The 883-nt window shown below is 60.6% G+C and carries 1 protein-coding gene; it reads right to left on the bottom strand.

Going from position 1 to position 883, the window contains the following annotated elements:
* Window positions 1-56: 56 nt before the first annotated feature.
* Window positions 57-821 (bottom strand): IS6-like element IS6100 family transposase, encoded by a 765-nt coding sequence (locus ISP17_RS19495; protein ID WP_001389365.1) that lies wholly within the window; start codon window positions 819-821, stop codon window positions 57-59.
* Window positions 822-883 lie beyond the last annotated feature (62 nt).

Raw genomic sequence — 883 nt, 5'->3', positions numbered from 1 at the left:
TGGGCTCTGTTGCAAAGATTGGCGGCAGTCAGAGGTAGGCTGTCGCTCTGCGCCGATCAGGCGGCTGCTGCGAAATGGTGGTTGAGCATGCCCATGGCCTCCGTCAGCGCCGAGGGCCCAATGCCAAAAGCTCTCTCCACAAGGCGCACCTCGCCCCTGATGCCGGGCTGCAGGCACCAGGGGCGAGCCTGTCCTTTGCGCAGGGCTCGCATGACTTCGAATCCCTTGATCGTGGCATAGGCCGTGGGGATCGATTTGAAACCGCGCACCGGCTTGATCAGTATCTTGAGCTTTCCGTGATCGGCCTCGATCACGTTATTGAGATACTTCACCTGCCGGTGGGCCGTCTCCCGGTCCAGCTTTCCTTCGCGCTTCAATTCGGTGATCGCTGCACCATAGCTCGGCGCTTTGTCGGTATTGAGCGTGGCAGGCTTTTCCCAGTGCTTCAGGCCTCGCAGGGCCTTGCCCAGGAACCGCTTCGCTGCCTTGGCGCTGCGGGTCGGCGACAGGTAGAAATCGATCGTGTCGCCCCGCTTGTCGACTGCCCGGTACAGGTAGGTCCACTTGCCCCGCACCTTGACGTAGGTTTCATCCAGGCGCCAGCTCGGATCAAAGCCACGCCGCCAGAACCAGCGCAGCCGCTTCTCCATCTCCGGGGCGTAGCACTGGACCCAGCGATAGATCGTCGTATGGTCGACCGAAATGCCGCGTTCCGCCAGCATTTCCTCAAGGTCGCGATAGCTGATCGGATAGCGACAATACCAGCGCACCGCCCACAGGATCACATCACCCTGGAAATGGCGCCACTTGAAATCCGTCATCGTTCCGTCCGTCCAATCTCCGCCAAGCATGCTCAAGCTTCACGATTTTTGCAACAGAGCCC

The organism is Dyella ginsengisoli (assembly GCF_044904665.1).
Taxonomy (GTDB): Bacteria; Pseudomonadota; Gammaproteobacteria; order Xanthomonadales; family Rhodanobacteraceae; genus Dyella_A; species Dyella_A ginsengisoli.
This window is presented reverse-complemented; position numbering and strand designations above follow the sequence as displayed.

Excerpts from the sequence above, each read along its gene's own strand:
- ISP17_RS19495 (WP_001389365.1), bottom strand. The coding sequence starts at position 821 with ATGACGGATTTCAAGTGGCGCCATTTCCAGGGTGATGTGATCCTGTGG.